The sequence below is a fragment of the Commensalibacter melissae genome (assembly GCF_003691365.1).
In the GTDB taxonomy this organism is placed as follows: domain Bacteria; phylum Pseudomonadota; class Alphaproteobacteria; order Acetobacterales; family Acetobacteraceae; genus Commensalibacter; species Commensalibacter melissae.
Genome location: NZ_CP033087.1, coordinates 931,314 through 957,385 on the forward strand (window position 1 = coordinate 931,314; position 26,072 = coordinate 957,385).

General features: G+C 37.9%; 20 protein-coding genes and 1 tRNA gene. 17 read left to right on the plus strand and 4 right to left on the minus strand.

All coding sequences use genetic code 11. The features are described 5' to 3' along the window. Positions 1–19: 19 nt before the first annotated feature. The 6 genes from D9V35_RS04285 (at position 20) to panB (ending at position 9,396) form a co-directional block, all read left to right on the plus strand. The gene (locus D9V35_RS04285; protein ID WP_122123508.1) at positions 20–1,663 is read left to right on the plus strand and encodes a ribonuclease J; all 1,644 of its coding nucleotides are present in this window, start codon (positions 20–22) and stop codon (positions 1,661–1,663) included. A 71-nt stretch (positions 1,664–1,734) separates the two neighbouring features. Then, positions 1,735–3,057, plus strand: a complete 1,323-nt coding sequence (gene proS / locus D9V35_RS04290) for a proline--tRNA ligase (RefSeq protein WP_122123509.1) — start codon at positions 1,735–1,737, stop codon at positions 3,055–3,057. A 7-nt stretch (positions 3,058–3,064) separates the two neighbouring features. Next, positions 3,065–4,324, plus strand: a complete 1,260-nt coding sequence (locus D9V35_RS04295) for a lipoprotein-releasing ABC transporter permease subunit (protein ID WP_122123510.1) — start codon at positions 3,065–3,067, stop codon at positions 4,322–4,324. Then, complete coding sequence (locus tag D9V35_RS04300; RefSeq protein ID WP_122123511.1) at positions 4,317–5,006, plus strand: ABC transporter ATP-binding protein; 690 nt, start codon at positions 4,317–4,319, stop codon at positions 5,004–5,006. The genes D9V35_RS04295 and D9V35_RS04300 overlap by 8 nt, the downstream gene beginning before the upstream one ends. A 17-nt stretch (positions 5,007–5,023) precedes the next feature. After that, positions 5,024–8,455, plus strand: a complete 3,432-nt coding sequence (gene dnaE, locus D9V35_RS04305; RefSeq protein WP_122123512.1) for a DNA polymerase III subunit alpha — start codon at positions 5,024–5,026, stop codon at positions 8,453–8,455. Positions 8,456–8,583: 128 nt separating this feature from the next. Further along, positions 8,584–9,396, plus strand: a complete 813-nt coding sequence (gene panB / locus D9V35_RS04310; protein WP_122123513.1) for a 3-methyl-2-oxobutanoate hydroxymethyltransferase — start codon at positions 8,584–8,586, stop codon at positions 9,394–9,396. A gap of 76 nt (positions 9,397–9,472) precedes the next feature. Here panB and htpG read toward each other — a convergent pair whose 3' ends face one another. After that, on the minus strand, positions 9,473–11,314 hold the full coding sequence (gene htpG, locus D9V35_RS04315; protein WP_122123514.1) for a molecular chaperone HtpG: 1,842 nt from the start codon (positions 11,312–11,314) through the stop codon (positions 9,473–9,475). A 113-nt stretch (positions 11,315–11,427) separates the two neighbouring features. Continuing rightward, entirely contained in the window at positions 11,428–12,282 is an 855-nt protein-coding gene (locus D9V35_RS04320; RefSeq protein WP_122123515.1) for an N-formylglutamate amidohydrolase, read from the minus strand. Positions 12,283–12,404: 122 nt separating this feature from the next. Between D9V35_RS04320 and D9V35_RS04325 the strand changes: the two genes are divergently transcribed. The 11 genes from D9V35_RS04325 (at position 12,405) to parC (ending at position 23,479) form a co-directional block, all read left to right on the plus strand. Continuing rightward, positions 12,405–12,479 (plus strand) — tRNA-Val (locus D9V35_RS04325). 134 nt (positions 12,480–12,613) lie between these two features. After that, positions 12,614–13,222 carry a fumarylacetoacetate hydrolase family protein gene (locus D9V35_RS04330; protein WP_122123516.1) on the plus strand — a complete coding sequence of 203 codons (609 nt, stop codon included), beginning with the start codon at positions 12,614–12,616 and terminating at the stop codon, positions 13,220–13,222. 69 nt (positions 13,223–13,291) lie between these two features. After that, entirely contained in the window at positions 13,292–14,293 is a 1,002-nt protein-coding gene (locus D9V35_RS04335) for a lytic murein transglycosylase (RefSeq protein ID WP_122123517.1), read from the plus strand. A gap of 68 nt (positions 14,294–14,361) precedes the next feature. Next, the gene (locus D9V35_RS04340) at positions 14,362–15,234 is read left to right on the plus strand and encodes an SPOR domain-containing protein (RefSeq protein WP_162988573.1); all 873 of its coding nucleotides are present in this window, start codon (positions 14,362–14,364) and stop codon (positions 15,232–15,234) included. An 8-nt stretch (positions 15,235–15,242) separates the two neighbouring features. Beyond that, complete coding sequence (locus D9V35_RS04345) at positions 15,243–16,481, plus strand: D-alanyl-D-alanine carboxypeptidase family protein (RefSeq protein ID WP_122123519.1); 1,239 nt, start codon at positions 15,243–15,245, stop codon at positions 16,479–16,481. 20 nt (positions 16,482–16,501) lie between these two features. Next, the gene (tmk, locus tag D9V35_RS04350; protein WP_110438965.1) at positions 16,502–17,167 is read left to right on the plus strand and encodes a dTMP kinase; all 666 of its coding nucleotides are present in this window, start codon (positions 16,502–16,504) and stop codon (positions 17,165–17,167) included. Further along, complete coding sequence (locus tag D9V35_RS04355; RefSeq protein ID WP_122123520.1) at positions 17,148–18,101, plus strand: AAA family ATPase; 954 nt, start codon at positions 17,148–17,150, stop codon at positions 18,099–18,101. The genes tmk and D9V35_RS04355 overlap by 20 nt, the downstream gene beginning before the upstream one ends. Next, positions 18,098–19,639, plus strand: coding sequence for a methionine--tRNA ligase (metG, locus tag D9V35_RS04360; protein ID WP_122123521.1), 1,542 nt, complete (start codon positions 18,098–18,100; stop codon positions 19,637–19,639). Before D9V35_RS04355 ends, metG begins: the two co-directional genes overlap by 4 nt. Further along, a complete protein-coding gene (locus D9V35_RS04365) occupies positions 19,639–20,430 on the plus strand; it encodes a TatD family hydrolase (RefSeq protein ID WP_122123522.1) in 792 nt (263 codons plus the stop codon). Before metG ends, D9V35_RS04365 begins: the two co-directional genes overlap by 1 nt. 14 nt (positions 20,431–20,444) lie before the next feature. Next, positions 20,445–21,236 (plus strand): MBL fold metallo-hydrolase, encoded by a 792-nt coding sequence (locus tag D9V35_RS04370; RefSeq protein ID WP_110438969.1) that lies wholly within the window; start codon positions 20,445–20,447, stop codon positions 21,234–21,236. Positions 21,237–21,274: 38 nt separating this feature from the next. Beyond that, positions 21,275–23,479, plus strand: coding sequence for a DNA topoisomerase IV subunit A (parC, locus tag D9V35_RS04375; RefSeq protein WP_122123523.1), 2,205 nt, complete (start codon positions 21,275–21,277; stop codon positions 23,477–23,479). An 87-nt stretch (positions 23,480–23,566) separates the two neighbouring features. Here the strand turns inward: parC and hemB are convergent, their stop codons facing one another. Next, a complete protein-coding gene (hemB, locus tag D9V35_RS04380; RefSeq protein ID WP_122123524.1) occupies positions 23,567–24,559 on the minus strand; it encodes a porphobilinogen synthase in 993 nt (330 codons plus the stop codon). 15 nt (positions 24,560–24,574) lie between these two features. Beyond that, positions 24,575–26,026 (minus strand): APC family permease, encoded by a 1,452-nt coding sequence (locus D9V35_RS04385; RefSeq protein WP_122123525.1) that lies wholly within the window; start codon positions 26,024–26,026, stop codon positions 24,575–24,577. Positions 26,027–26,072: the final 46 nt, after the last annotated feature.

Below are 26,072 nucleotides of genomic sequence, written 5' to 3' on the forward strand. Positions count from 1 at the left end.
AATAATAAAAAGGATAAACATGAATGAAACTGCAAACGATTTTGCCTTTCTTCCCTTAGGAGGAACAGGTGAAATTGGTATGAATTTTAATTTATATCGTCTTAATGGGTCATGGCTTGCATTTGATTGTGGCATTGGTTTTAGTGGTAACGACATGCCGGAAGCCGATATTCTGGTGCCTGATCCTGAGTTCATCATTCGATATAAAGATAGTTTGTTAGGATTGGTTATCACTCACGCACATGAAGATCATATCGGTGCGATAACATATCTTTGGGAAGCATTGGAGTGTCCAATCTATGCAACGTCGTTTGCCGCTTCAATTATTAGAAGAAAATTGAGAGAGGCTAACTTACTAAATGATGTCACAATTCATCTGATTGATATTGGAGCCCGTATCAGAATTGGGGAATTTGATCTGGAATTTATACCTGTAACGCATTCTATACCTGAAGCGCAAAGTGTTGTAATTCGCACTCCTTATGGAACAGTATTACATACAGGTGACTGGAAATTCGATCCTGATCCTGTAATAGGTCATCCAACAAATCTTTCAAAATTTGCCGAGATAGGTGATGAAGGTGTTTTGGCAATGATTTGTGATAGTACGAATGCGATTGTCAGACGTGCGCCTGAATCAGAGGGTGCCGTCAGAAAAAGCATGGTTGATCTTATTGCCAATATCAGGGGAAGAGTTGCAGTAACTTGTTTCGCAAGTAATGTCTCAAGGATCGAGACGATTGCTTATGCAGCAAAACAGGCAAATCGCCCTGTGGTAATTATTGGCCGCTCTTTGCAGAATATTGAAATTGCAGCACGTGAAAATGGATATTTTCGTGATATTCCTCCGTTTTATACGGAACAGAATATGAATGAAATTGATCAGGAAAATGTTGTATTCATTATTACGGGAAGTCAAGGTGAGGAAAGATCAGCCTTAACCCGTATTTCCTATGATACACATCAACATATATCTTTTGGTGTTGGAGATACTGTTATTTACAGCAGTCGTACAATTCCCGGTAATGAATTGGCAATCATGCGTGTACAGGATAATCTGGTGCGTCGCGGGGTCAGGGTAATAACATCCGTAGATCATTTGGTTCATGTTTCAGGACATGCCAGTCATGATGAAGTTACAGAATTATATAAACTGGTAAAACCAAAATACGGTATTCCTGTTCATGGTGAGTGGATTCATTTGAATGCACAGGCGGAAATTGCCAAGTCTTGTAACTCTGAACCTATCCTGCTTGAGGATGGAGATATCATTCAATTGGCACCAGGACCAACCAAAATTGTAAATAGTGTACCTTATGGCCGCTTGACGGTTGATGGAAACAGGCTTTTATCCATAGATGGGAACGTATTGGCGGCACGTCGACGCATGCTTTATAACGGTGTTATTGTTGCAAGTTTTGCAGTGGATGATGAGGGTATGTTGTTGAGTGATCCAAATATAAGCGCGCCCGGTTTACTGGATCAGTATGATGATTGTGATCTGATTATTGATAATTTTGCCGATGCAATTGAACAATTGCCAAGAACAGTTCGGTTGAATGACGAAGAATTAATTGACAAATCGAAATCAATACTAAGACGTATTCTGGGGCGTAAGCTTGGTAAAAAACCGCTTATCGAGGTTCACGTCATACGGTTGTGATATTCTATTGATATTGAGTAATATTGATCGATTGTAATGTTTCATAAAAATATGGTTTTAATAGGATAAATATGCGTCTATCGTCCAGTTTTCTTCCAACTTTAAAAGAAGATCCAGCTGAAGCTCAAATTATCTCTCATCGTCTCATGTTAAGAACAGGAATGGTTCGGCAAATGTCTTCTGGCATTTATGCATGGCTGCCCTTGGGATTGAGAGTTCTTGACAATATATCGAGAATTGTGAGGGAAGAACAAAATGCTATCAATGCACAGGAAGTTTTGATGCCAACTTTGCAATCGGCGGATTTATGGAAACGTTCTGGGCGTTATGATGCTTATGGACCGGAAATGCTTCGTATTGTTGATCGTCACAAACGTGATCTTTTATATGGTCCCACGAATGAAGAAATGATAACGGATATATTTGGACAATTTATAAAATCCTATAAAGAACTTCCACAGCTTTTATACCAAATTCAGTGGAAGTTCAGGGATGAAATTCGTCCACGTTTCGGTGTGATGCGCGGACGGGAATTCTATATGAAAGATGGATACAGTTTTGATCTTAATTATGAAGATGCCGTTGTAACCTATCATAAAATGATGCTTTCTTATCTCAGGACATTTCAAAGAATTGGTGTGAAAGCAATTCCAATGTTGGCTGATACAGGTCCGATAGGCGGGGACTTAAGCCATGAATTTATTATTTTGGCACCTACGGGTGAAAGCGGGATCTATTTTGATTCTGATTTCACGGAACAGAACTGGCTTGAAATGCCGGTTGATACAAATGATAAGGAATCCTTGGCCGCTTTCTTCCAACGTATGACACGATTTTATGCCGCCACTGATGAAAAACATGATCAGAATGAGTGGCAAAAAGTTCCAGAATCCAGACGCTGTGAAGGACGTGGAATTGAGGTAGGTCAAATCTTCTATTTTGGAACAAAATATACAGAGGCAATGAATGTTTCTGTGATAGGGCCTGATAGTGACAAAATAAATCCTCACATGGGTTCTTACGGTATTGGGGTTTCCCGTCTTGTCGGGGCAATAATTGAATCATCACATGATGATCAGGGGATAATATGGCCAGATACTATTGCTCCTTTCAAAGCCGTGATTATTAATTTGGGATTGAAGAATCAAGCTTGTAAGGATGCTTGTGAAGCATTGTATAAAATGGATCAAGAACAGTTGTTGTATGATGATCGTGATGAACGGGCAGGAGTGAAATTTGCAGATGCTGATTTGATGGGGCACCCTTGGCAAATTATTATCGGTCCAAGAGGGATAGGTAATAATGTTGTCGAGATTAAACGTCGTGAAACCGGCGAAAGAACGGAAGTATCTATAGAACAGGTGATGAATTATATTTCCTCTTATCAAGGGTAATGGATTTATGTTTGGCTCTTTTGAAAGAATGGTTGCAAAACGATATCTTCGTGCTAGAAAAGGCGAGCGTTTTGTTTCAATAATAGCTATTTTTTCATTGATAGGAATAGCCTTGGGTGTTGGAACATTAATAGTCGTCATGGCTGTCATGAACGGTTTCAAGGCTGATTTATTGGGACGTATACTAGGCTTGAATGGAGATTTGAGTGTATACAGTCAATCTTATGATGGGCCAACCTCTTTAAGGGGATATAATAATTTATCCAACAGAATTGAACAAATGCCCCATATTACATCAGCCATTCCCTTTATTGAAGGACAAGTGTTGATAAGTGCTGGAAATTTCAACTCTGGTGGAATGGTTAGGGGAATGACAGCTTCTGGTTTGGAAAAACTCAAGGTCATTAGTAAAACCCTTGATCCAACAGTTTTGAAACAATTTCAAGGCGATGATGTCATCATTATTGGTGAAACTCTTGCTGAGCAAGCAAATCTGGGAGTTGGTTCAAGGTTAACTTTAATTTCACCTAAAGGGTCCGCAACAGTAATGGGTAATATTCCCAGAATCAAATCCTATAGAATTATTGGTATTTTTGATTCTGGTATGCATGAATATAATTCCAGTTATGTTTTTTTACCGATGCGGGCTGCACAGAAATATTTTCAGCTTGATGATGAGGTAACAGGAATCCAGATATTCTCGAATGATTCAACCCATATTCAAGCTGTTACGCATCAACTTGAGAATTCGTTTAGAAATGATAATCTGAAATTTGTTGATTGGACTCAGAGCAACAATGCTTTTTTTGGGGCAGTGCAAGTTGAACAGAATGTGATGTTTCTTATTCTGGCGTTAATTATATTGGTTGCTGCTTTTAATGTCATATCCTCTTTGATTATGATGGTCAAGGATAAAACACGTGATATTGCAATACTTAGAACCATGGGGGCATCACGTGGTGCGATAATGCGGATATTCCTGATGTGCGGGGCATCTGTTGGGGTAACAGGAACATTGATAGGTACTATATTGGGAATTTTATTTTGTAAAAATATAGAACATATACGTCAGGGTTTGCAAAAAATCACGGGAACTAATCTATTTAATCCTGAGGTTTATTATCTTGAACATTTGCCGGCTAAGTTAGATTGGTCAGATGTGATACAGGTTGTGTCAATGGCTTTGTTCCTTTCTTTACTGGCCACATTATACCCATCTTGGAAAGCGGCAAAAACGGATCCAGTTGAGGCGTTGAGAAATGAATAATCAAGTTGTCCTTCAGTTAGATAAAATTTCACATGCCTATAAAAATGGTGATGAGAACCTTCAAATTTTGCACAATGCTGATTTTACGCTCAACCATGGTGAAATTGTTGCCCTGATTGCTCCTTCTGGTACGGGTAAATCAACCTTGTTGCATATTGCAGGATTGCTTGAAAAACCCCAAAAGGGCGAAATTATTATTCAAGCTCGAAAATCTTCCAGATTGAATGATCGGGAAAGAACGCAATTAAGATTAAATTCAATAGGATTTGTTTATCAGTTTCATCATTTGCTTGCAGAATTTACTGCCTTGGAAAATGTTTTGATACCACAATTGATAGCAAGGAGTTCTAAAACGAAAGCGGTAAATATAGGTAGGGACTGGTTAAAGAAATTTGGTCTTGGTCATCGTGTCGATCATTACCCAGGAAAGTTGTCTGGTGGAGAGAAACAGCGGGTTGCAATTGCACGGGCTTTGGTAAATTCACCAAAAATTCTATTGGCGGATGAACCAACGGGAAATTTAGATGAAAAGAATTCCGAGCATGTTTTTAATTTGCTGTTACAGGTTGTACGTAGTGAAGGTTTGACGGCTTTGATCGTTACTCATAATCATTGCCTAGCCACCAAAATGGATCGGGTTGTTACCTTGCATGAGGGCAAAATAATTCCTTGTCATTTATAATAAGGTATAAAACATAGATGTCTCTTGCCTCTTTTATCCATCTTCGTAGCCATTCTGCATATTCACTAAGTCAGGGGGCTATTCGCATACCTCAAATGGTTAAGCTGGCCAAGACAATGAACATGCCAGCTATCGCAATTACGGATACAGGAAATTTGTTTGGGGCATTAGAATTTTCAAAAACCTGTGTTGAAGCAGGCATACAGCCGATTATTGGATCTCAGATCGGTATTCCCGTTTTAGGTGAGCAACCGCGTCATATTACAAATTGGCCAATTGTTTTGTTGGCTCAAAATGATATTGGATTGTTGAATTTACAATTTCTTTCATCAGAAGGTTTTCTAAATGGAGATCCATCGGATCCCTTTGTCAATGTAGATACAATATGTGAACATTCAGAGGGTTTGATTCTTTTGACTGGTGGAACACGGGGGCCTATATTTCAATTATTATCTGAGGGTCAGGAAAAGCATGCATCTATGTTGCTTGAACAGTTTGCAAAAGCTTTTCCAGGGCGTTTGGCTGTTGAATTGCAACGTCATAATCTGGCTGAGGAAAAATCGGTTGAGCCAGGTTTAATCGATCTGGCAGACCGGTATGGCTTACCCCTTGTAGCAACAAATGAATGTTTTTTTCCGACTCCTGAATTGTACGAGGCGCACGATGCGTTAATTTGTATCGCGCAGGGATGCACTGTTGATATGCAGGATCGTTGGAGAGTTACACCTGAACACTGGTTCAAGCCTCCGGAAATGATGTGCGCTCTGTTTTCGGATCTTCCTGAAGCATGCGGTAACACGATTGAAATCGCAAAACGGTGTGCAGTTAAAATTGAAACCAGAAAACCTATGCTGCCACATAGTAGAAAAATAAAGGCGGGGACAACGGCCGAGGATACGCTTGAACATATGGCAAAAACAGGTCTGGAAAAACGTTTGATATCCATATGCGATCTTACACAAGATCATCGCCAGAAATATGTGGATCGTCTTGATTACGAAATAAATATTATCAAGAATATGGGGTTTTCAGGTTATTTTCTTATAGTTGCTGATTTTATTCAGTGGGCCAAGGAACATGATATTCCTGTCGGACCGGGAAGGGGATCTGGGGCAGGATCCTTGGTGGCCTGGGCATTGACGATTACTGATTTGGATCCTTTGCGCTTTAATTTGCTGTTTGAGCGCTTTTTAAATCCTGAACGTGTTTCAATGCCGGATTTTGACATCGATTTTTGTCAAGACCGACGAGATGAAGTCATTGAATATGTAAGACAAGCCTATGGAACCAATCAGGTGGCACAGATTATAACTTTCGGAAAATTGGCTGCGCGTGCTGCTGTTCGTGATGTTGGTCGTGTTCTTGGATTTCCTTTCGGAATGGTCAATAAGGTTGCTGAACTCATACCAAACAATCCCGCCCATCCAGTTACCTTGAAACAGGCCATTGAAACTGAACCTAGATTGCAGGAAATGCAGGCAACAGATGAAAATATACATCGTCTTTTACAAGTGGCTTTGCAGTTGGAGGGATTATACCGTCATGCAGGTACGCACGCAGCGGGTGTGGTCATAGGGGATCGTCCGCTGGTTGAACTTGTGCCACTTTATCGTGATCCAAAAAGTGATATGCTTGTTACGCAATATAATATGAAATTTGTCGAACAGGTTGGGTTGGTTAAATTTGACTTTTTAGGATTAACCACCCTGACGATTTTGCAGCGAGCCGTTAAAATGCTGGAAAAGTTGGGACAACATATTGATCTGTCGAAAATTCCGCTTGATGATACCCTGACTTATGAAATGTTGAGTCGAGGTGAATCCGGAGGCGTTTTTCAATTTGAAGGCGCCGGGATGCGTGATGTTTTGCGTCAAATGCAGCCCAGTCGTATAGAGGATCTGATTGCTGCTGTCGCTTTGTACCGACCAGGCCCGATGGCCAATATTCCCGATTATTGCCGACGTAAGCATGGAGAGGAATGGCAATCACCGCATGAAAAAATAAGGGATATTCTTGAAGAGACTTATGGCATCATGGTCTATCAAGAACAGGTCATGCAAATTGCCCAGAGATTGGCTAATTACAGTCTTGGGGGGGCGGATCTCTTACGTCGAGCAATGGGTAAGAAAATTCGTTCCGAAATGGATAAGCAGCGTGAGATTTTTACTGAAGGTGCAACTAAAAATGGTATTGATCGGCAAAAAGCGATAGAGATATTTGATTTGATGGCGCGGTTTGCTGATTATGGGTTCAATAAATCCCACGCCGCTGCTTATGCTCTGGTTTCTTATCAGACAGCATGGATGAAAGCGAATTATCCAGTGGCTTTTTTTGCTGCGTGTATGTCACTGGCACGAGAAAAGACGGATAAATTAGCCATTCTTCGACAAGAGGCGAAAAGAATTGGTATTTCTGTCTTGCCTCCTGATATCAACAAATCCGGTGCTGATTTTGAAATTGAGAAACAACCTGATGGCAGTTTGGCTATACGCTATGCATTAGCTGCGGTTAAAAGAGCGGGTTTTAGCGCCATGGAAGCCTTGGTTCATGATCGGGATGGTCGAGATTTCAAAAATCTTGCAGATTTTGCCGAACGCATTGATTATCAGAATTTAAATAAGGGCCAACTTGAAAATCTTGCCAAGGCGGGTGTTTTTGATTCAATCGAAAATAACAGACATAAGGTTTTTGCATCAGCCGAAGTGATTTTACGGAGAGCCCATGCACGAAAAGAGGAAAAAGCAAGTGGCCAAATTGGATTATTTCAAAATGCCACGGCACAAATGGCAGAACCGTTAAAAATTAACAGTGTGGCTGAATGGCCCGAAATTGAACGGTTAACTTTGGAAGCTGAGGCAATAGGCTATCATATGACAGCCCACCCACTAGATTCGTTTAGGGCTTTACTGATCAAATTGGGAATACAACCGATAAATAATCTCGAAACAATTGCTCGTTCCGGTGAGGGAAGAATTAAACTTGCTGGCTGTATATTAAATTGTAAGGAACGTCCTACCCGTAAAGGAACCAAAATGGCTTGGGTTGGATTATCGGATAAAACTGGAGCCTGTGAGATAACTTTTTTTTCTGAAAGTTTGAACCGTTTCCGTGATTTGCTTGTGACTGGTAAAATGGTTATCGTAACGGTTGATTTAAGATTGGATGCAGAAAATTTGCGTATAACGGCAAATCACGTGGAAGATCTTGAAACATCGATATCTGGTTTGGTCAAGGAACTCAAAATATGGATTGATGACGTCCAAGCTGTAGAAACAATTTCAAAATTGTTAGAAAATACGCAGAAAGGCAATGGTAAAATCATTTTAATTCCCAATCTTGTTCAGCAACAAGAAGTGGAAATTTTATTACCAGGATACTATAATGTATCACCCGTTCTCGCACAGCATATCAAAGTGATCAATGGCGTTGAAAAAGTAGATCAATTCTAAAAAATAAAAAATTATAATAAAGTTTTTTGAAATAATTTGTTAATCGGGCTAGTTAAAACATCATAAATGATAAATAGTTATTAATATTTTACAATAGGTTTAATCAGTTATAAATCATAGAGATTTGAATGATAGAGAATAAAATCAAAAGAATTACTGTTCCCCAGATATTGGCAAAAAAAAATAAGGAACCAATTGTTTCCTTGACTGCCTATACTGCTTCAGTTGCACAAATTGTGGATCCTCATGTTGATTTAATACTTGTGGGTGATTCACTCGGGATGGTCATTTACGGATTTGACACGACTTTGGCCGTGACAGTTGAAATGATGATCGAACATGGCAAGGCTGTTATGCGTGGATCAAAAAATGCGTGTGTTATGGTTGATTTACCTTTCGCCTCCTATCAGGAAAATCCGCAGCAGGCCTTTAGGAACGCAGCACGCATATTGCAGGAAACGGGTGCAGCGGCAGTTAAATTGGAAGGTGGGGAGGAAATGGCTGAAACCGTTGAATTTCTTGTCAAAAGAGGTATACCTGTTTGTGGACATGTTGGATTGATGCCTCAAGCTGTTCAAACCATGGGTGGGTTTAAAATTGCAGGAAAAAATGCCAAACAAATTGAAAAAGTCATGCGGGATAGTAATGCTATTGCCAATGCGGGTGCTTTTGCAATTGTTTTGGAGGGAGTGGTTGAATCAGTGGCAAAAACAATTACTGAACAATTATCAATTCTAACAATTGGAATAGGTGCTTCTCCAGCCTGTGATGGACAAGTCTTGGTATGTGATGATATTTTTGGCGTTTTTCAGGGATTTAAACCAAAATTTGTTAAACGGTATGCCCAAATTGGTCAAACAATGGAAGAGGCAGTCAAATCTTATGCCATGGAAGTCAGATCCAGAACTTTTCCAAGCGCTGAATTCTGTTTTGAAAAATAGACTAAATATTTCTTGTTTAAGGTTTTGAAAAAGGCGAGCATTCATTGATGCATCGCCATTTTTGATATATCTAGGATTATGCTAATGCGGCTGCAATACGTTTTGCAAATAATGTTGGATCAGATGGCATTTCCCCATCCTGTATTTTTGCAAGATCAAGCAGTATAAATGCAGCTTCATCTATATTCTCGCCTGAATTTACTTTCTTGATTAAAGATTTGATTAAATTATGATTTGGATTAATTTCCAGCACAGGTGGGGCTGAAGGAATTGAGCGATCGTTACGACGCATTAAACGTTGCATTTGTAAATCGGGTCCGTCCTCTTTTGCAGCCAAAATTACAGGACTGTCAACAAGGCGTGTCGTCATGCGAGCATCCGTAATTTTGTCTTTCAAACTTTCCATCAAAGTTTTTAAAAGTTTTTCTTCTTCCTCGCTGTTGGATCTTTCCTCTTTTCCCATAAGTTTATCGAGATCTTCCTTGGCACGGGTAATGCTGCGTAAAGGTTTTTCCTCAAATTTTCCAAAACGATCAGGCCAGAAAGCATCCACGGGATCAGTGAATAATAAAACCTCGATTCCTTGTGCCTTGAAACCTTCAAGATGAGGTGAAGTTTTTAAGACTTCAAGGGAATCTCCAGCCAAGAAATAGATGGCCTCCTGATTTTCTTTCATACGTTCCACATAGTCGGAAAGACTTGTCAAACCATCAACGGTAGATGAATAGAATCTTGAGATTTTGGCAATTGTATCATTATTTTCATTGGGTTCCCAAAGTCCTTCTTTAAAAATTGCCCCGAAAAGTTCCCAAAACTTTGTATATTTTTCTTTATCTTCCGAAAGTTTTTTTAATTCACTGATCACACGGTTAACAAGGTTCTTACGAATACGTGCAAGAACGGGTGTATTTTGTAGCATTTCCCTAGATACATTTAGGGGAAGATCTTCAGTATCCACAATCCCCTGAATGAAACGTAACCAAGGTGGAAGCATGTCCGCTTCATCTGTAATAAACATACGGCGCACATGCAATCGTACCTTGCTTTTTCTTTCTTGATCGACTGGTGCGAATGGAGAAACCATTCCGGGAATAAATAACAAAGAAGTAAATTCAATCACGCCTTCAGCATGCCATAAAAGCGTAGCCAATGGTTTGTCAAATAAATGGGTTACATGACGATAGAATTCATCTAGTTGTTCATCGGATATATCGCCACGTGGTTTTGTCCAGATTGCTTGACCTTCATTGGCGGATGTTTCTTTGTCATCCTGTTTAATCGTAATGGGCCAGGCAATATGATCTGCCCATTTACGGATAATATTCTCCAGTCGCATGCTTTCCAAATATTCTTCAGCATCTTTTTTAATATGAAGAATAACATCTGTACCAGGTGTATTTCTTGTTGAGGAAGCGATACTATATTTACCTTTACCTTCAGAGTTCCATGCCCAGGCTTCATCCGATCCGGCACGTCGTGAAATTACCTCAACTTTATCCGCCACCATGAAGGCTGAATAAAATCCAACACCAAATTGACCGATGAGGTTAACACGATCTTCGGGTTTGGCATCCTTAAGCTGTTTTTCAAACGCTCTTGTTCCTGATTTTGCAATGGTTCCGAGATTTTGGATCATCTCATCTTTACTCATACCGAGACCATCATCACTGATCGTTAATAAATTTCCCTTTTTATCAACGGTTAAAATTATTTGGGGTTTATCGGGCAAGGCAACTGTTTGATTGGTAAGCGATTCAAAACGTCTTCTATCCAATGCATCTGCAGAATTGGCAATTAATTCTCTTAAAAAAATTTCTCTCTCTGAATAAAGTGCATGAACAACCAGATCCATAAGGCGTTCAACTTCTGCACTAAAATTGTGTTGTTCTTCAGCATGCGTAGATGTTGCATCACTCATTTTCACTTGTAAGCCTTTATCATATTTATGGGTTAAAATTAAATTTGAATTAATTATATAACAAAATAAACTGGAAATTAACGAAGACAATTAATAATTTTTTTTGGTAACAATTAAATTTTTAAAAATTCTTTCCATTGGCTGGTAATCATAATCAGAAATTCAGTCATAATTTTTTGAATTCTAAAAAAATTTTCATTGAGTTGGAAACATTCTTCATTCAAATACAATTTTTTATTTATTTCAATTTGTAAAACATGAATATTTTTAAAAGGATTTCCATAATGACTGGTAATATACCCTCCTGCATAAGGTATATTTTTTTTCACTGTTAAGCCTTTTGATTGAAAATATCTAGCAGTCTGGTTTATTAACAGCGGGCAACAGCTTTTTGAAAAATTGTCCCCTAATATTATATCTGCAAAGGCAGGGGTTTGGATGCGTGGGGATGGCATTGAATGTACATCGAGGATGATGCCTCCATTAAAACGATTTTTAAAGTTATGAATGAAATTTTTAATTTGTTGATGATAGGAAAACCAATAATTTTGAATTAGTTTTTCAATATGAGTAAATGAAAGATAATATTTGAAAATAACTTTTCCTGAATTACTGATTTTATGAACTGTTCCAATTCCGTTTTTTACCCGAGCGGATTCTGTATCACACCATGGGGGAAGTTGTTCTTTGAACATTTTTGGATCAAGTTCCCATGCCCATCGATTGAGATCACAGAAAATACGGGATAATTCTGCATTTAACAAACTTCCACCATAATTAGATACATGATGAAAAAGTTCATGGACAAAACTGTCTTCACTCTTGCGTAATTCATCCAAGGGTAATCTTGTTAGTTCAAGCAAATTCTGTGGATAGAATTGTCCAGAATGAGGTGAGCTGACTAAAAACGGTAAAACATTACCATCAGGTTTCTGTAAACGATATATTTTTGTTTTATGAATTGGCACAAAATAACCTTGCTAACGGAAAAAAAAGAATGATTTTATATAAAATATTTTATTTTTTTGCATTTGACCACTTGCGCTTTTAAACTAAGATGTGTATCAAGCAGTTTATCAAACGTTAAGATGGGCGCATAGCTCAGCGGGAGAGCACTACCTTGACATGGTAGGGGTCACAGGTTCAATCCCTGTTGCGCCCACCATCTTATCATAACCGTGAAAAAAACTAATCATCATTCAAAAATTATTGTCTTTCGTTTTTACGTATAATCATCATAATTTACCTGTATAATTTAAAAAACATCTAAAATTTCCTGTTTGTGTATTGGATAAAATGATGATTAATAATATTTATTGTGTTGGCAGAAATTTTGCTGAACATGCAAAAGAATTGGGAAATCAAATCGAATCTGTCCCCGTAATTTTTAGTAAACCCAATACCTCCTTGGTAGAGGGAGATTCAATTATCCTACCTGATTTTTCACAGGATATTCATTATGAAACAGAAATTGTATTAAAGATTTCCCAGGATGGTTTTAAAATTTCGGAGAACAAAGCCGAAAATTATTATGATGAAATCGCTCTTGGCCTTGATTTGACGGCTAGAGACCTGCAAACAGCATTGAAAGAGAAAAAATTACCCTGGTTTTTGGCAAAGGGTTTTAAAGATTCCTGTTACCTTTCCTCTTTTGTAAAAAAGGAACTGTTATCTCATCCTATTTGCTTTTCAATGAAATTAAATGGAAAAGAGCGTCAGAGAGGTAATAGCAATAACATGATATTTAATTTCAGCAAGATTATATCCTATATTAGCCAGTTTGTTCCATTAAAAAAATCAGATGTGATTTTCACTGGTACGCCAAAGGGTGTAGGCAAACTGAAATCTGGGGATCAAATATCACTCTTTTTGCAGGAAAATGAAATTGCTATAGTGAAAGTAAAATAATTACATAATTTTTAATTAAAATTATTTGGTAAGCCAATGTATTTTAATCGACATAAAAGGGTAATAGCGATGAGGCGAAGACAATTTTTGGCAAATTCTATTGGCACAGCAGTTATGGCAGTTGGAAGTGGAAAATTTGTTTTTTCGAATATACCCGCTTTTGCGAGATCATCATCCGAATATAAATCCTTTCTTTTCAATATATATCAACAGGCTGTTCAGCTAGGATTCAATGCCTCTATTATGAGGCATGCTTTGAATTATTCTTTACCGAATAAAAAAGTGATTGAACTTGATCATAAACAGCCAGAATTTGTCATGACATGGCAACAATATTACAAAAAAGTCATAACAGTAGAAAAAATAGAACAAGGTCGCAATAAATTTCATGAAATTCAAACGTTTTTGACTGCCCTTTGGCAGAGTTATGAAGTTGATCCTTCTATACTTGTTGGAATATGGGGAATAGAATCCTTTTATGGCAAATTTCTCGGAAAATTTAATGTTATTGATGCTTTGGCAACTTTGGCTTATGAAGGTAGAAGAGCTAAATTTTTCAAAATTGAGCTCATGAATGCATTAAGAATTCTTAATCATAGAAATATCAATCCCGAAAATATGATGGGCAGTTATGCTGGTGCAATGGGCCAGCCCCAATTTATGCCCAGTGCATATTTACGGTATGCGGTTGATTTTTCAGGAAACGGTCATCCAAATATTTGGACAAATGAAAAAGATGTACTGGCTTCGATTGCCAATTATCTGAAGAAAAATGGTTGGCATGGATCTGAATCCTGGGGACAAAAAATTTTATTGCCAAATGATTTCAATGGTTCATATATCGGACATAGTGTTTCAAAAACACTTGGTGAATGGAAATTAATGGGCGTTAAGCGATTAGATGGTTCGGATTTTTCCCGTCTGGATATTTATGGCAGTATTTTGAAACCGGATGAGAAAAATAATAATGGTTTTATGATTTATCATAATTTTAATGTAATACGCCGCTACAACCCTTCGGATTATTATGCACTTGCAGTCGGATTGCTGGGAGATGCGATGATTGCATAAAATGATTGTTTTTTTGTAATATAAATATAAAATAACAAAATATTAATTTCGTGAATTTGTATTATATCGTGAAAAAATATTTATTTTCTCTATTGTTGATAAGTATAGTCTGTTGTACCAAGGAAGAAAAACCGTTGCAACCAGCTCAGATTCACTATGTGGTTGGTCAACCTTATCAGGTTGGGGAACAATGGTATTATCCAGAGGAAAATTTTTCCTATCATGCAACAGGTTTGGCAGTTATATCCAAAAATCAGAAAGATAAAGTGACAGCTGATGGGGAATATTATGACCCGCAACGTATGACAGGAGCACATCCCACATTGCAATTACCGAGTATTATAAAAGTTCGCAATGTTGACAATGGTAGGGAAATTTCAATTCGTTTAAATGATCGTCCATCATCTTATCCTTTAAGATTGTTGGAATTGACGCCAAAAGCTGGTGAATTGTTAGGAATTTCAAACGGGCAAACAGTGAAAATCGAAATTGTTGAGGAAGAAAATCAAAGCCAAAATCTTGCTTTTGAAATGCCCAATGGTCCGCAAACGGAAATGAAAGTTAACACTGCGCCTTTGGATACAATCATGGTTGAAAATCTGAATGGCAAATCAAGCGAAAATAATGCGAAAAAAAAATCAGATCCCACTTTCCAAAAAGCATTAAATTCTTCATTAATATTAAAAGATTTGCCCGTCACTTTTACGCAAGGTCAAATTACAGGGGGGCAAATATGGATTGATTGTGGCTCTTTCACCTTGCGAATTTATGCTAATAAATTGGCGGCACGTATTGGTGGGAGAGTGATCTATAGTTTTGAAGGAGGGCGCAGAATATTGCATGTTCGTTCTGGTCCCTATCAATCAGTCGAAAGTGCTGATCAAAATCTTGATTATTTGTTAAAATCTGGCATTAAGGGTGCCAAAATTATAGTTGAATAGGAACAAGCGTGCATACTCGTAGATCAATATTGACTGGAATTAGTGGCGTAGCTGCATCTCTGGCTCTGATAGATTCAAATTCAGCAAGTGCCCGAAGAGCCATTCGTAAGGCGGCAGGAAGGAAATTCTCGTCAGCAACTCAAGAAACGGTTTCGAATGGTCCACCAGCCGTAACACCAATAGGTCTTTTTGATACGTTGGCACAATACGCCTTTATCATGGATTATAATACAGGTACCGTTTTGATGGATAAATTGGCAGACCAACCTATGCATCCGTCGTCTTTGACAAAAATCATGACCTGTTATATTGTTTTTGCCATGCTGCGAACCGGGCGTTTAAAACTTGATCAGTTGCTTCCCGTAAGTGAGAAAGCCTGGAAAATGCAGGGATCAAAAATGTTTGTTCCCCTGAATGGACAAGTTTCTGTCCAGGATTTGATCCAGGGTGTTGTTATACAGTCCGGGAATGATGCCTGTATTGTACTTGCCGAAGGAATTGCCGGATCTGAACAGCAGTTTGTATCCATGATGAATGAAATGGCGCCCAAGATGGGATTGCGGAATTCTCATTTTATGAACTGTACCGGATGGCCGGATAGCAATCATCTGATGTCTGCCCGTGATATTGCTCTGATAGCCTATCATCTTATTCATGATTATCCCGAATACTATCATTTTTTTTCCGAAAAAGAATTCACTTTTAATAAAATCACCCAGGGCAATCGAAATGTTTTGGTAGACAAAGGGCTTGCGGACGGTTTGAAAACAGGACATACTGATGCTGGTGGTTATGGATTATGTGCCAGTTCTGAACGGAATGGTCGTCGGGTCATAATGGTGGTCAATGGATTAACCTCGATGAATATGCGGGCCCATGAGAGTGAACGTTTGATAGAATGGTCTTTCAATCAATTTGAAAATGTTAAGTTATTCAATAAAGGGGATATTGTTGAACAGGCACCAGTTTGGATGGGAGCACAAGAAACAGTTCCGCTGGTTGCAGGTGAAAATCTTGTTTTAACCTTGCCTGTCGGGATGCGTGAAAAATTGAAGGTAACCCTTGATTATAATGCCCCTTTGTCCGCACCTGTTATGAAAGGACAAAATGTTGAGGCCTCTCTGTCCGTAAAAAATGGTGGAATTACTGTACAAGTTCCCATAATAGCTGGTGAGACTGTTGAAAAAGCTAATATTATTTCACGTATGATGAAAAATGTAAGCTATCGATTAACGAATAAAAATTAATCAACATTATTTTATTATTTATGTCAGGATATTTTATTACTTTTGAGGGCGGTGAAGGTGCTGGAAAATCTACACAAGCTCAATTATTGAAAGAAAAGCTGCAAAAAGATAATATTGATGTTCTCTTAACCCGTGAGCCAGGTGGAACAACGGGTGCCGAGGCCATTAGGAAATTATTGTTATTTGGGAATTGCGATTTTTCGCTTAAAGCTGAAATCCTGGCTCATTTTACCGCAAGGTGCGATCATGTAGATCAGGTCATAAAGCCAGCGCTGCAGCAGGGTAAAATAGTGCTGTGTGATCGTTTTATTGATTCAACACTGGCATATCAAGGTTATGGATTAGGTAAGGAAAATCCGGATATTTTGGAATTTATTCAAAAATTATCCAATTTGATAGATTTAATTCCCAATTTAACATTGATATTCGATGCCCCTTATGAAACGCTTATTGAGCGTTGTCTAAAACGTCAAACAAAAATTGATGCTTATGAACAACTCGGGTATGATTTTCATTATCGTGTTCTGAATGGTTTTCAATTGATAGCTAAAAATAATAAAAATCGATGTAAAGTTATCAAAGCTCATAAATTATTGCATGAGGTAACTCGGGAAGTTTACAATCTCGTCACGCATAAACTATCTGAATCAAGATATATTAAAAACAATGACAGCAAAACTAGATGACTCTTTATGGGGACATGAAAGGGAATATGATTGTTTCAAACAAGCCATTTTCCAAAATAAGCTTCATCATGCATGGTTGATATGTGGTGAGGTCGGGGTAGGCAAAAAAACTTTTGTCAATCATGTCATTCGTTTGATTCTTGGTAGCTCTGAAAATGTGTTGGCTAAGATAAGGGCGGGTAGTCATCCTGATTTATTAACGGTTAGTCGAAGAATAGATGAAAAGAAAAACCGTCTTCGTTCGGAAATTTTGATGGATGATATAAAAACGGTTGGAACGTTTTTACGATTGACTTCTGCCAATGGCGGGTGGCGCATTGTCATTATCGAAGAGGCGGATTTGATGAATCAGAATGCGGCCAATAGCTTATTAAAAATTTTGGAAGAGCCACCAGATGCTGCTTTAATTTTTTTAATCACTGCACATCCAAACCGTTTGTTGCCAACGATTTTAAGTCGTTGTCGTAAATTAATGCTTCATCCCTTATCAAATACTGTTTTATTAGAAGCTTTGATTAAATTAGCCCCCGAATATTCTGAGGCAGAATATCAAAAGATAATTACCCTGTCTCAGGGATCGATCGGTAAAGCATTATCATTATTGAATTCTGACGCCTCAAATTTGCAAAATATTGTTGATGCCTTTTTCGAGAAGCCTTTCAAAGGAAGTGAGCTGAATGAAAAAGTTAAGTATATTTTACAAAAAGAAGATGGATTTTCTGTTTTTTTTAGCTTATTGACAGATAAATTCAATATGCTGATCGGTGAGGCTATAAAATCAAGGCAGAAACGATTTGGCAATCCATCTCGAACAGTAATGGAATGGATTGACATTTGGCAAAAAATTTTAAAATGGCATAAAGATACAGAATCTTTTAATTTGGATAAAAGACAAACCCTAATTTCCGATTTCGAACTAGTAAGTGAATTATGAAAAACCATTATATGATAACCACCCCGATTTATTATGTAAACGGGTTCCCCCATATTGGTCATGCCTATACCTCAATCGCTGCGGATGTTTTGGCCCGATTCAAACGATTGGATGGATATGATGTATTCTTTTTGACGGGTACTGACGAGCATGGACAAAAGGTTGAGCAGGCTGCCCACAATAATGAACAAACATCGGAAGTATTTGTAAATGAAATTTCTGCAAAATTCAGAAATATGGCTGATCAGTTAAACATATCATATAATGATTTTATACGAACGACCGAGCAACGTCATAAAAGAAGCTGCCAGACTTTATGGAAAAAAATCGCTGATGCTGGTCACATTTATCTTGGCGCTTATGAAGGGTGGTACTCACTCAGGGATGAGTGTTATTATAGTGAAGATGAACTAACTACTACAGCAGATGGACAAAAGATTGCGCCCACAGGGGCACAGGTCAAATGGTTAAAAGAACCATCCTATTTTTTTAGATTGTCTGCCTGGCAAGACAAGTTGTTGGAATTTTATGAATTGCATCCAGAATTTATCGGCCCAGAAAGTCGTAAGAATGAACTGTTAAGTTTTGTAAAATCTGGTTTACGTGATTTATCCATCAGTCGTACGAGTTTCAAGTGGGGTATTCCAGTTCCAGGCGATAAGGATCATGTCATGTATGTATGGTTCGATGCGTTGACAAATTATATTTCCGCATTGGGCTATCCTGATACGGAATTATCAGATCGGTGGCGTTTTTGGCCAGCAGATTTGCATTTGGTGGGGAAAGAAATTGCACGTTTCCATGCGTTGTATTGGCCAGCTTTTTTAATGGCGGCGGGTTTGGAAGTTCCCAGACGAATATTTTCGCATGGCTGGTGGACTGTTGAAGGTGAAAAAATGAGTAAATCAGTAGGAAATGTTGTTGAGCCTATTGAATTGATCAATGAGTTCGGACTGGATCCTGTCCGATTTTTTCTTTTGCGTGAAGTTCCTTTCGGTGGAGACGGAGACTATAGCAGACAATCCCTGATCAATCGCATGAATAATGAATTGGCCAATGATCTGGGTAATCTTGCACAGAGAACTTTGACTCAAATTACCAGAAATTGTGACGGTATTTTACCAGATACTGGAAAAAGATTGGATGTGGATATACAGTTGATAGCAAAAGCTAAACTGTTGCCGATTTTATTAAGGGAACAAATGGACCGTCAGGCTTTTAATGAATCTTTAGAGGATATTTGGAAGGTTATACGCGCTTCAAATGCATATATCGATCATCAGGCGCCATGGAAATTGAAAAAAACTGATTTCGAGCGTATGAAGACTGTTTTAAGAACCTTGGTTGATGTGTTGCGCGAAATTGCCACTTGTTTACAGCCATTCATGCCTAATAGTATGGATAAATTATTGACCCAGCTTGGGGTTGGTAAAAATGAACGTAATTTTTCAGATCTTGAAAAAGAAATTCATTCAGGAATAAAATTACCTTTACCTTTTCCTATTTTTCCTCGTTATACGGAAGCTGAACAAATCTGATGCATCTGGTTGATTCACACTGCCATCTTGATTTTTTTGATGATGATGAAAAAAAAGCCATTATTGATCGTGCAACACATGCAGGTTTGGGTGAAGTTGTAACAATAGGAACGCGTTTATCAAATGCGCGGCAGCAAATAGGAATAACCGATTATACAACTGATCATTTGAGTGTATGGTGCACGATTGGAACTCATCCTGAATATGTGATGGATGAACCTCTTTGTTCTATTAACAGAATTGTTGAATTAACCAATCATCCCAAAGTTATAGGTATAGGTGAAACCGGACTTGATTATTTTTACGGTAAACAAGAGGCTTTTGAACGACAGAAAGAATCTTTTGAAAATCATATCCGTGCCTCGCAACAAACTGGATTGCCTGTATGTATTCATGCCCGGGATGCAGATGATGATATTGCCAAAATCTTAAAGAGAGAGACAGAAAAAGGGGGAGGATTTCCATTTTTAATTCATTGTTTTACATCTAGTATGAAACTGGCCGAAACAGTTCTAGATTTGGGTGGATATATTAGTATTTCAGGTATAATCACTTTTAAAAAAGCCCAGGATTTACGCGATATCGTTCTTCATTTACCTCAAGATAAAATTCTTGTTGAAACTGATTCTCCTTATCTGGCTCCCGTACCATTTCGGGGCAAACAAAATGAACCTGCATATGTTTATCAAACAGCAGAATTTATGGCAAAATTGTTGGCGGTTGATTTTGAAACGTTTAAAAAACAAACAACAGATAATTTTCATCGTCTTTTTAAAAAGGCGTCTTTTTAAAGGTAAATTGTTTAATGAAAATTACTATTCTGGGATGCGGAGGTTCGGGTGGTGTCCCATTGGTAGGAGGTGATGATGGTCAGGGGAATTGGGGAATATGTGATCCCCTGGAACAAAAGAATCAACGAACTCGATCCTCTATCGTTATTGAGTTGAATAATGGCAAAAGAATTCTAATTGATTCAGGTCCTGATATACGAACTCAGTTATTGAGAGAAAAAATTGGCAGGGTTGACGCTGTTATTTATTCTCATGCACATGCAGATCATATTGCTGGTCTGGATGAATTACGTTCAATCAACAGAGTTTTGGGTAAAGCCTTACCAATATATGCAACGAAAGATACATTATCTGAATTGAAATCAAGATTTGCCTACGCATTTAAGCCATGGAAAACCCAACCATATTTTTTTCGTCCAGTTTTGGATGTTCATCAGATTGATTATTATGATAACTTCATGATTGAAAATCAATCTATTCAAACATGTGAACAGATACATGGTTTTTGTAAATCCATGGGCATACGATGTGGTGATGTGGCATATTGTACTGATGTGGTTCGGATTCCAGAACAAGGGTTGAAAATTTTATCTAATCTTGATCTGTTTATTGTGGGATGTTTTCAACGGAATGAACATCCTGCCCATGCATGGATTGGCAAGGTTCTGGAATGGAAAAAAATTATCAAGCCAAAAAGAACGATTTTAACGCATATGGGACCTGATATGGATTGGAATTGGCTAAAGGCAAATCTGCCGCCGGACATCGAAGTTGCCTATGATGGACTAATTCTCTATTCTTCGTAATCATACAAATAATAAATTAAAACATACAAGAGTATAATATGACTGCTGCATCTGACGGTTTAATTAAGGACGCTCCCTTTGCAAGGGCATTAAGTGAACGCTATTTGGCCTATGCCCTGTCAACAATAATGTCGCGTTCATTACCAGATGTAAGGGATGGATTGAAACCTGTTCATCGTCGTTTGATATATGCCATGCGTCAATTGAAACTTGATCCAAAATCAGGATTTAAGAAATGCGCCCGTATTGTTGGGGATGTTATTGGTAAATATCATCCCCATGGGGATGCCGCTGTCTATGAAGCGCTCGTTCGTCTCGCACAGGATTTCGCTGTACGGTATCCCTTGATTGAGGGACAGGGAAATTTTGGATCCATTGATGGTGATAATGCTGCGGCCATGCGTTATACTGAATCCCGTATGACAAGAATTGCCCAGTTTTTATTGCAAGGTATCGATGAAGATTGTGTTGATTTTCGTGATACCTATGATGGAGAGGAAAAAGAACCCGTTGTTTTACCAGGTGCATTCCCAAATCTTTTGGCAAATGGTGCAAGCGGAATTGCTGTTGGAATGGCAACAAATATTCCCCCACATAATGTGGGTGAAATTTATCAGGCCGCTATGATCCTTATTAAAAATCCTGAAGTTTCTACACAGGATTTGTTGCGTTTTGTAAAAGGTCCAGATTTTCCAACAGGAGGGAAAATTGTTGAAAATCAAAATGTTATTCAACAAACTTACGAAACTGGTCGAGGCTCATTAAGGCTCAGGGCAAAATGGGAAGTTGAACATGGCCGATTTGGAACTTGGGTTATCGTTGTTAAGGAAATACCCTACCAAGTGCAGAAATCCAAATTGATTGAACAGATAGCCACTTTGATGGAACAGAAGAAACTTCCATTATTGGCAGATATAAGAGATGAAAGTACTGATGAAATACGGCTTATATTAGAGCCCAAAGTTAAAACAGTGCAGCCTGAAATTTTAATGGAATCCATGTTTAAACTGACTGTCTTGGAAAACCGGTTTGCTTACAACATGAATGTGCTTGATCGCAATGCCGTTCCTAAATTGATGGGATTGAAAGCCATTTTGAAATCATGGTTGGATCATCGTTATGAAGTCCTCAAACGTCGAAGTCAATATCGGTTAAATGTTATTGAACAGCGATTGGAAATTCTGGAGGGTTTATTAGCGGTATATCTAAATCTTGATGAAGTTATTCGTATAATTCGAGATGAAGATGAAGTTAAAACTGTTTTGATGCAAACTTTCAATCTGTCAGATGTTCAAGCTGAAGCCATTCTCAATATCCGTTTGAGAAGTTTGAGACGATTGGAAGAAATTGCAATAAAAAATGAATATGCACAACTCACAAATGAAAAATCTAATTTAAAAACGTTGCTGGCAAGTGAATCTCTTTGCTGGAAAGAAATCAACAAAGAATTGAAAGAGGGTTTGAAAACGTTCGGTCAGTCCGATGATGGTTTGAGAAAAACGGAAATTTCTGAAGCGCCTAAAACAATAGATGTTATGGATATTCTGGAAGAGGTGGAACGTGAACCTCTGACAATTATTTTATCCTCCAAAGGTTGGATACGTGCTTTGAAAGGACATAATCTTGACAGTGATAAGCTGAAATTCAAAGAAGGGGATCATTTATTTAAAATATTGGAATGTCATAGTAATGATCGAATTTGCATTATCGGTAGTGAAGGTAAATCATTCAATATAAAGGCATTAGATTTACCAAGAGGCCGAGGTGATGGTCAACCCATACGTCTTCTTGCTGACATAGCAAATGATGCTGAGGTTATTGAATTTTTTATTTTAGATGAAAAAAAGAAATATGTTCTTGTTTCAACCTCAGCAAAGGGATTTGTCATTTCTGGGGAAAATCTTGTTACTGAACGGAAAACGGGTAAACAAGTTCTAACTTTAAAGGATAATGAAAAAACATTCGCTTGTCTTGAAGGTAATGGAAATTATATTGCCATTGCGAATTCATCCAGTAAATTTCTGATATTTCCACTAGAACAAATTCCTGAATTAAAAAAGGGTAGTGGTGTTCTATTACAGAAATTGGGTAAAGGAAAACTGAAACTGGTTATAGTTTTTGATTCTGAGATTGGTTTTACAATGCCTGGTCAAACAAAAGTCAGAAATTTTGAAATATTGGAAAATTATATAGGTAATCGTGCATCTGTTGGACATAAATCTCCTAATTGGTTGAGGATTTAGTCTTATTTTAGTCCAAAGGATATTTATAAAATAATTAATTAATTAATTAATTAATTAATATTTAAAATACCCCTTTATAGATGAAAATTATAACTGTTTTAATAATTTTGCCGCTTCTGGAGCAAAATAAGTCATAATCGCATTTGCTCCAGCTCTCTTGAAACAGAGAAGCGTTTCAAGAATAGCCTGATTATTATCAAGGTAATCATGGTTAATCGCGTTTTTCAACATGGCATATTCACCAGAAACCTGGTAACTGACAATTGGAATATTGAATCTATCTCTTACCATTCGGATTATGTCTAAATAAGGCAATCCCGGTTTGATGATAACTGAATCAGCACCTTCTTGAATATCGAGTTCTACTTCAGAAAGAGCCTCTCGACTATTGGCAGGATCCATCTGATAAGTTTTTTTATCGCCTTTTAAAAGTTTTCCAGATTCCAGCGCATCTCTGAAAGGTCCATAATAAACACTGGCATATTTTGCGGCATATGACATGATTCGTGTATTAACAAAATTATCATTGTCCAATGCCTTTCGGATTGCCGCGACCCTACCATCCATCATGTCAGAAGGCGCGATAAAATCCATACCTGCTCGGGCTTGATTAATCGATTGCCTGACTAGTATCTCTATGGTTTCATCATTGGCAACATAACCATTTTTTATTATTCCGTCATGGCCATGGCTGGTATAAGGATCAAGAGCTACATCCCCGATTAATAATATTTCTGGAAATCTTTTTTTAAGTTCTCTTGATGCACGGCAAATTAGATTATCGGGATTATAGGCTTCCTTTCCCTCTGGATCACGTTTATCGTTGGTGGTTACAGGAAATAATGCAAGCGCGGGGATATCCAGATTTGCAGCAGGTTCTATATATGCAGCCAGACGATCAACAGTAACCCGTTTAATTCCAGGCATTGAAGAAACTTCTGTTTCAATATTGTTGCCCTCAATAATAAAAATTGGCCAAATCAAATCATCTTTACTCAATTTATTTTCAGCTACCAGACGACGCGTTGCAGAATCAATTCGATTGCGTCGCATACGAGTCAGAGGAAAGCTTCCAATCATGGTATCAATCCTTAATTAATTATGAAATTTCTGTTGTAATTTACTGTGTTTATGACCATAAAGCCAATAAATAATTATACCTATGAACATCCATCCCCCAATGGTTAACCATGTTATATTGCTTAGGGAATACATCAGCACACAACACACCAAAGTGCCAAGTATCGGTATGATATCGGCACCTGGCACCTTAAAACGCCGGGGGAAATCTTTATGGGTTCGACGTAAAATCATTACTGATATACATACGAAAAAAAAGGCGGATAATGCACCTATAGAGCACATTTCACTTAAAATTGAAATAGGAATAAAGGCAGATAGAATACAGATAAAAACCATAAAAAACATGTGTGATAGATGAGGAGTTTTATGGTCGGGATGAATAACAGAAAAGAATTTGGGAATCAAACCGTCTTTAGAAAGGGTAAAAAAGATACGTGTTTGACCTACAAGAAGTAATACAAGAACAGGAAAATAACCAATGATGATACTGAATTTGATTACGGGCTGTAACCATTTATAAGGGGTGTGATCAATGGCTGTTGCCACAGGTGCGCCATTGCCAAGCAATTGATGAAAATTGACAAGCCCGACAATAACAAAGGCAAACGTGACATAAATGAGTGCTGTAATTGTAATGATTATTAAAATAGCTTTCGGGATATCCCTTGATGGATTTTTAACTTCCTGTGCAGTAGAAGCTACGCTATCAAAACCTATATAGGCAAAAAAGATCATGCCGGCAGCTTGAAAGATTCCTGAAATGCCAAAATGACCAAATTGACCTGTATTTTCTGGGATAAAAGGCTTGAAATTGTCAAAATCAACATAGGAAAATCCAAAAGCGATAACAGCAAATACAACAAACAACTTGATCAAAACAATCATATTGTTCATTCGAAAGGATTGTTTAATCCCTTGTATCAGATAAAGAGACAGAAATATGATGACAAATGTGGATGGAAGGTTCAATATCCCAGAAATATTCTGGCCGTTTATATTTATTTTCTCTAGTGGTGAAGCGAAAAATTGATAGGGTAGGTGTAAGTGAAAACTTATCAGAATTGACTTTAAATATTGTGACCAACTTACCGCTACCGCTGCTGCTCCGACAGAATATTCAAGCACCAAATTCCATCCAACAATCCAGGCTATAAATTCTCCCATAGCGATATAGATATAACTGTAAGAACTGCCCGATTCTGTAATCATTCCAGCAAGTTCACTGTAACATAATCCTATGAATGAACATGCCAATGCTCCTATTAGGAAAGAAAGAAGTACGGCGGGACCAGCATGTTCTGATGCAGCAATACCTGTAACCGTAAAGAGTCCGGTTCCAACAATTCCACCAACGCCAAAAAAAATCAGACTAGGCATGCCGATTACGCGCGCCAAACCGTTTTCATGCTGGTTATTTTCTATGGATTTTTTTCTAAATAGTGATTTTCTCTTGGATAGATCCATAGAATAGCCCTTTTTTAAAATTTATCACAATATCGTGTAAAGTTCT

Bases quoted from the DNA above. Each gene is read 5' to 3' on its own strand.
- D9V35_RS04285 (WP_122123508.1), top strand. From the start codon at position 20: ATGAATGAAACTGCAAACGATTTTGCCTTTCTTCCCTTAGGAGGAACA.
- proS (WP_122123509.1), top strand. From the start codon at position 1,735: ATGCGTCTATCGTCCAGTTTTCTTCCAACTTTAAAAGAAGATCCAGCT.
- D9V35_RS04295 (WP_122123510.1), top strand. From the start codon at position 3,065: ATGTTTGGCTCTTTTGAAAGAATGGTTGCAAAACGATATCTTCGTGCT.
- D9V35_RS04300 (WP_122123511.1), top strand. From the start codon at position 4,317: ATGAATAATCAAGTTGTCCTTCAGTTAGATAAAATTTCACATGCCTAT.
- dnaE (WP_122123512.1), top strand. From the start codon at position 5,024: ATGTCTCTTGCCTCTTTTATCCATCTTCGTAGCCATTCTGCATATTCA.
- panB (WP_122123513.1), top strand. From the start codon at position 8,584: ATGATAGAGAATAAAATCAAAAGAATTACTGTTCCCCAGATATTGGCA.
- htpG (WP_122123514.1), bottom strand. From the start codon at position 11,314: ATGAGTGATGCAACATCTACGCATGCTGAAGAACAACACAATTTTAGT.
- D9V35_RS04330 (WP_122123516.1), top strand. From the start codon at position 12,614: ATGATTAATAATATTTATTGTGTTGGCAGAAATTTTGCTGAACATGCA.
- D9V35_RS04335 (WP_122123517.1), top strand. From the start codon at position 13,292: ATGAGGCGAAGACAATTTTTGGCAAATTCTATTGGCACAGCAGTTATG.
- tmk (WP_110438965.1), top strand. From the start codon at position 16,502: ATGTCAGGATATTTTATTACTTTTGAGGGCGGTGAAGGTGCTGGAAAA.
- D9V35_RS04355 (WP_122123520.1), top strand. From the start codon at position 17,148: ATGACAGCAAAACTAGATGACTCTTTATGGGGACATGAAAGGGAATAT.
- metG (WP_122123521.1), top strand. From the start codon at position 18,098: ATGAAAAACCATTATATGATAACCACCCCGATTTATTATGTAAACGGG.
- D9V35_RS04365 (WP_122123522.1), top strand. From the start codon at position 19,639: ATGCATCTGGTTGATTCACACTGCCATCTTGATTTTTTTGATGATGAT.
- D9V35_RS04370 (WP_110438969.1), top strand. From the start codon at position 20,445: ATGAAAATTACTATTCTGGGATGCGGAGGTTCGGGTGGTGTCCCATTG.
- parC (WP_122123523.1), top strand. From the start codon at position 21,275: ATGACTGCTGCATCTGACGGTTTAATTAAGGACGCTCCCTTTGCAAGG.
- hemB (WP_122123524.1), bottom strand. From the start codon at position 24,559: ATGATTGGAAGCTTTCCTCTGACTCGTATGCGACGCAATCGAATTGAT.
- D9V35_RS04385 (WP_122123525.1), bottom strand. From the start codon at position 26,026: ATGGATCTATCCAAGAGAAAATCACTATTTAGAAAAAAATCCATAGAA.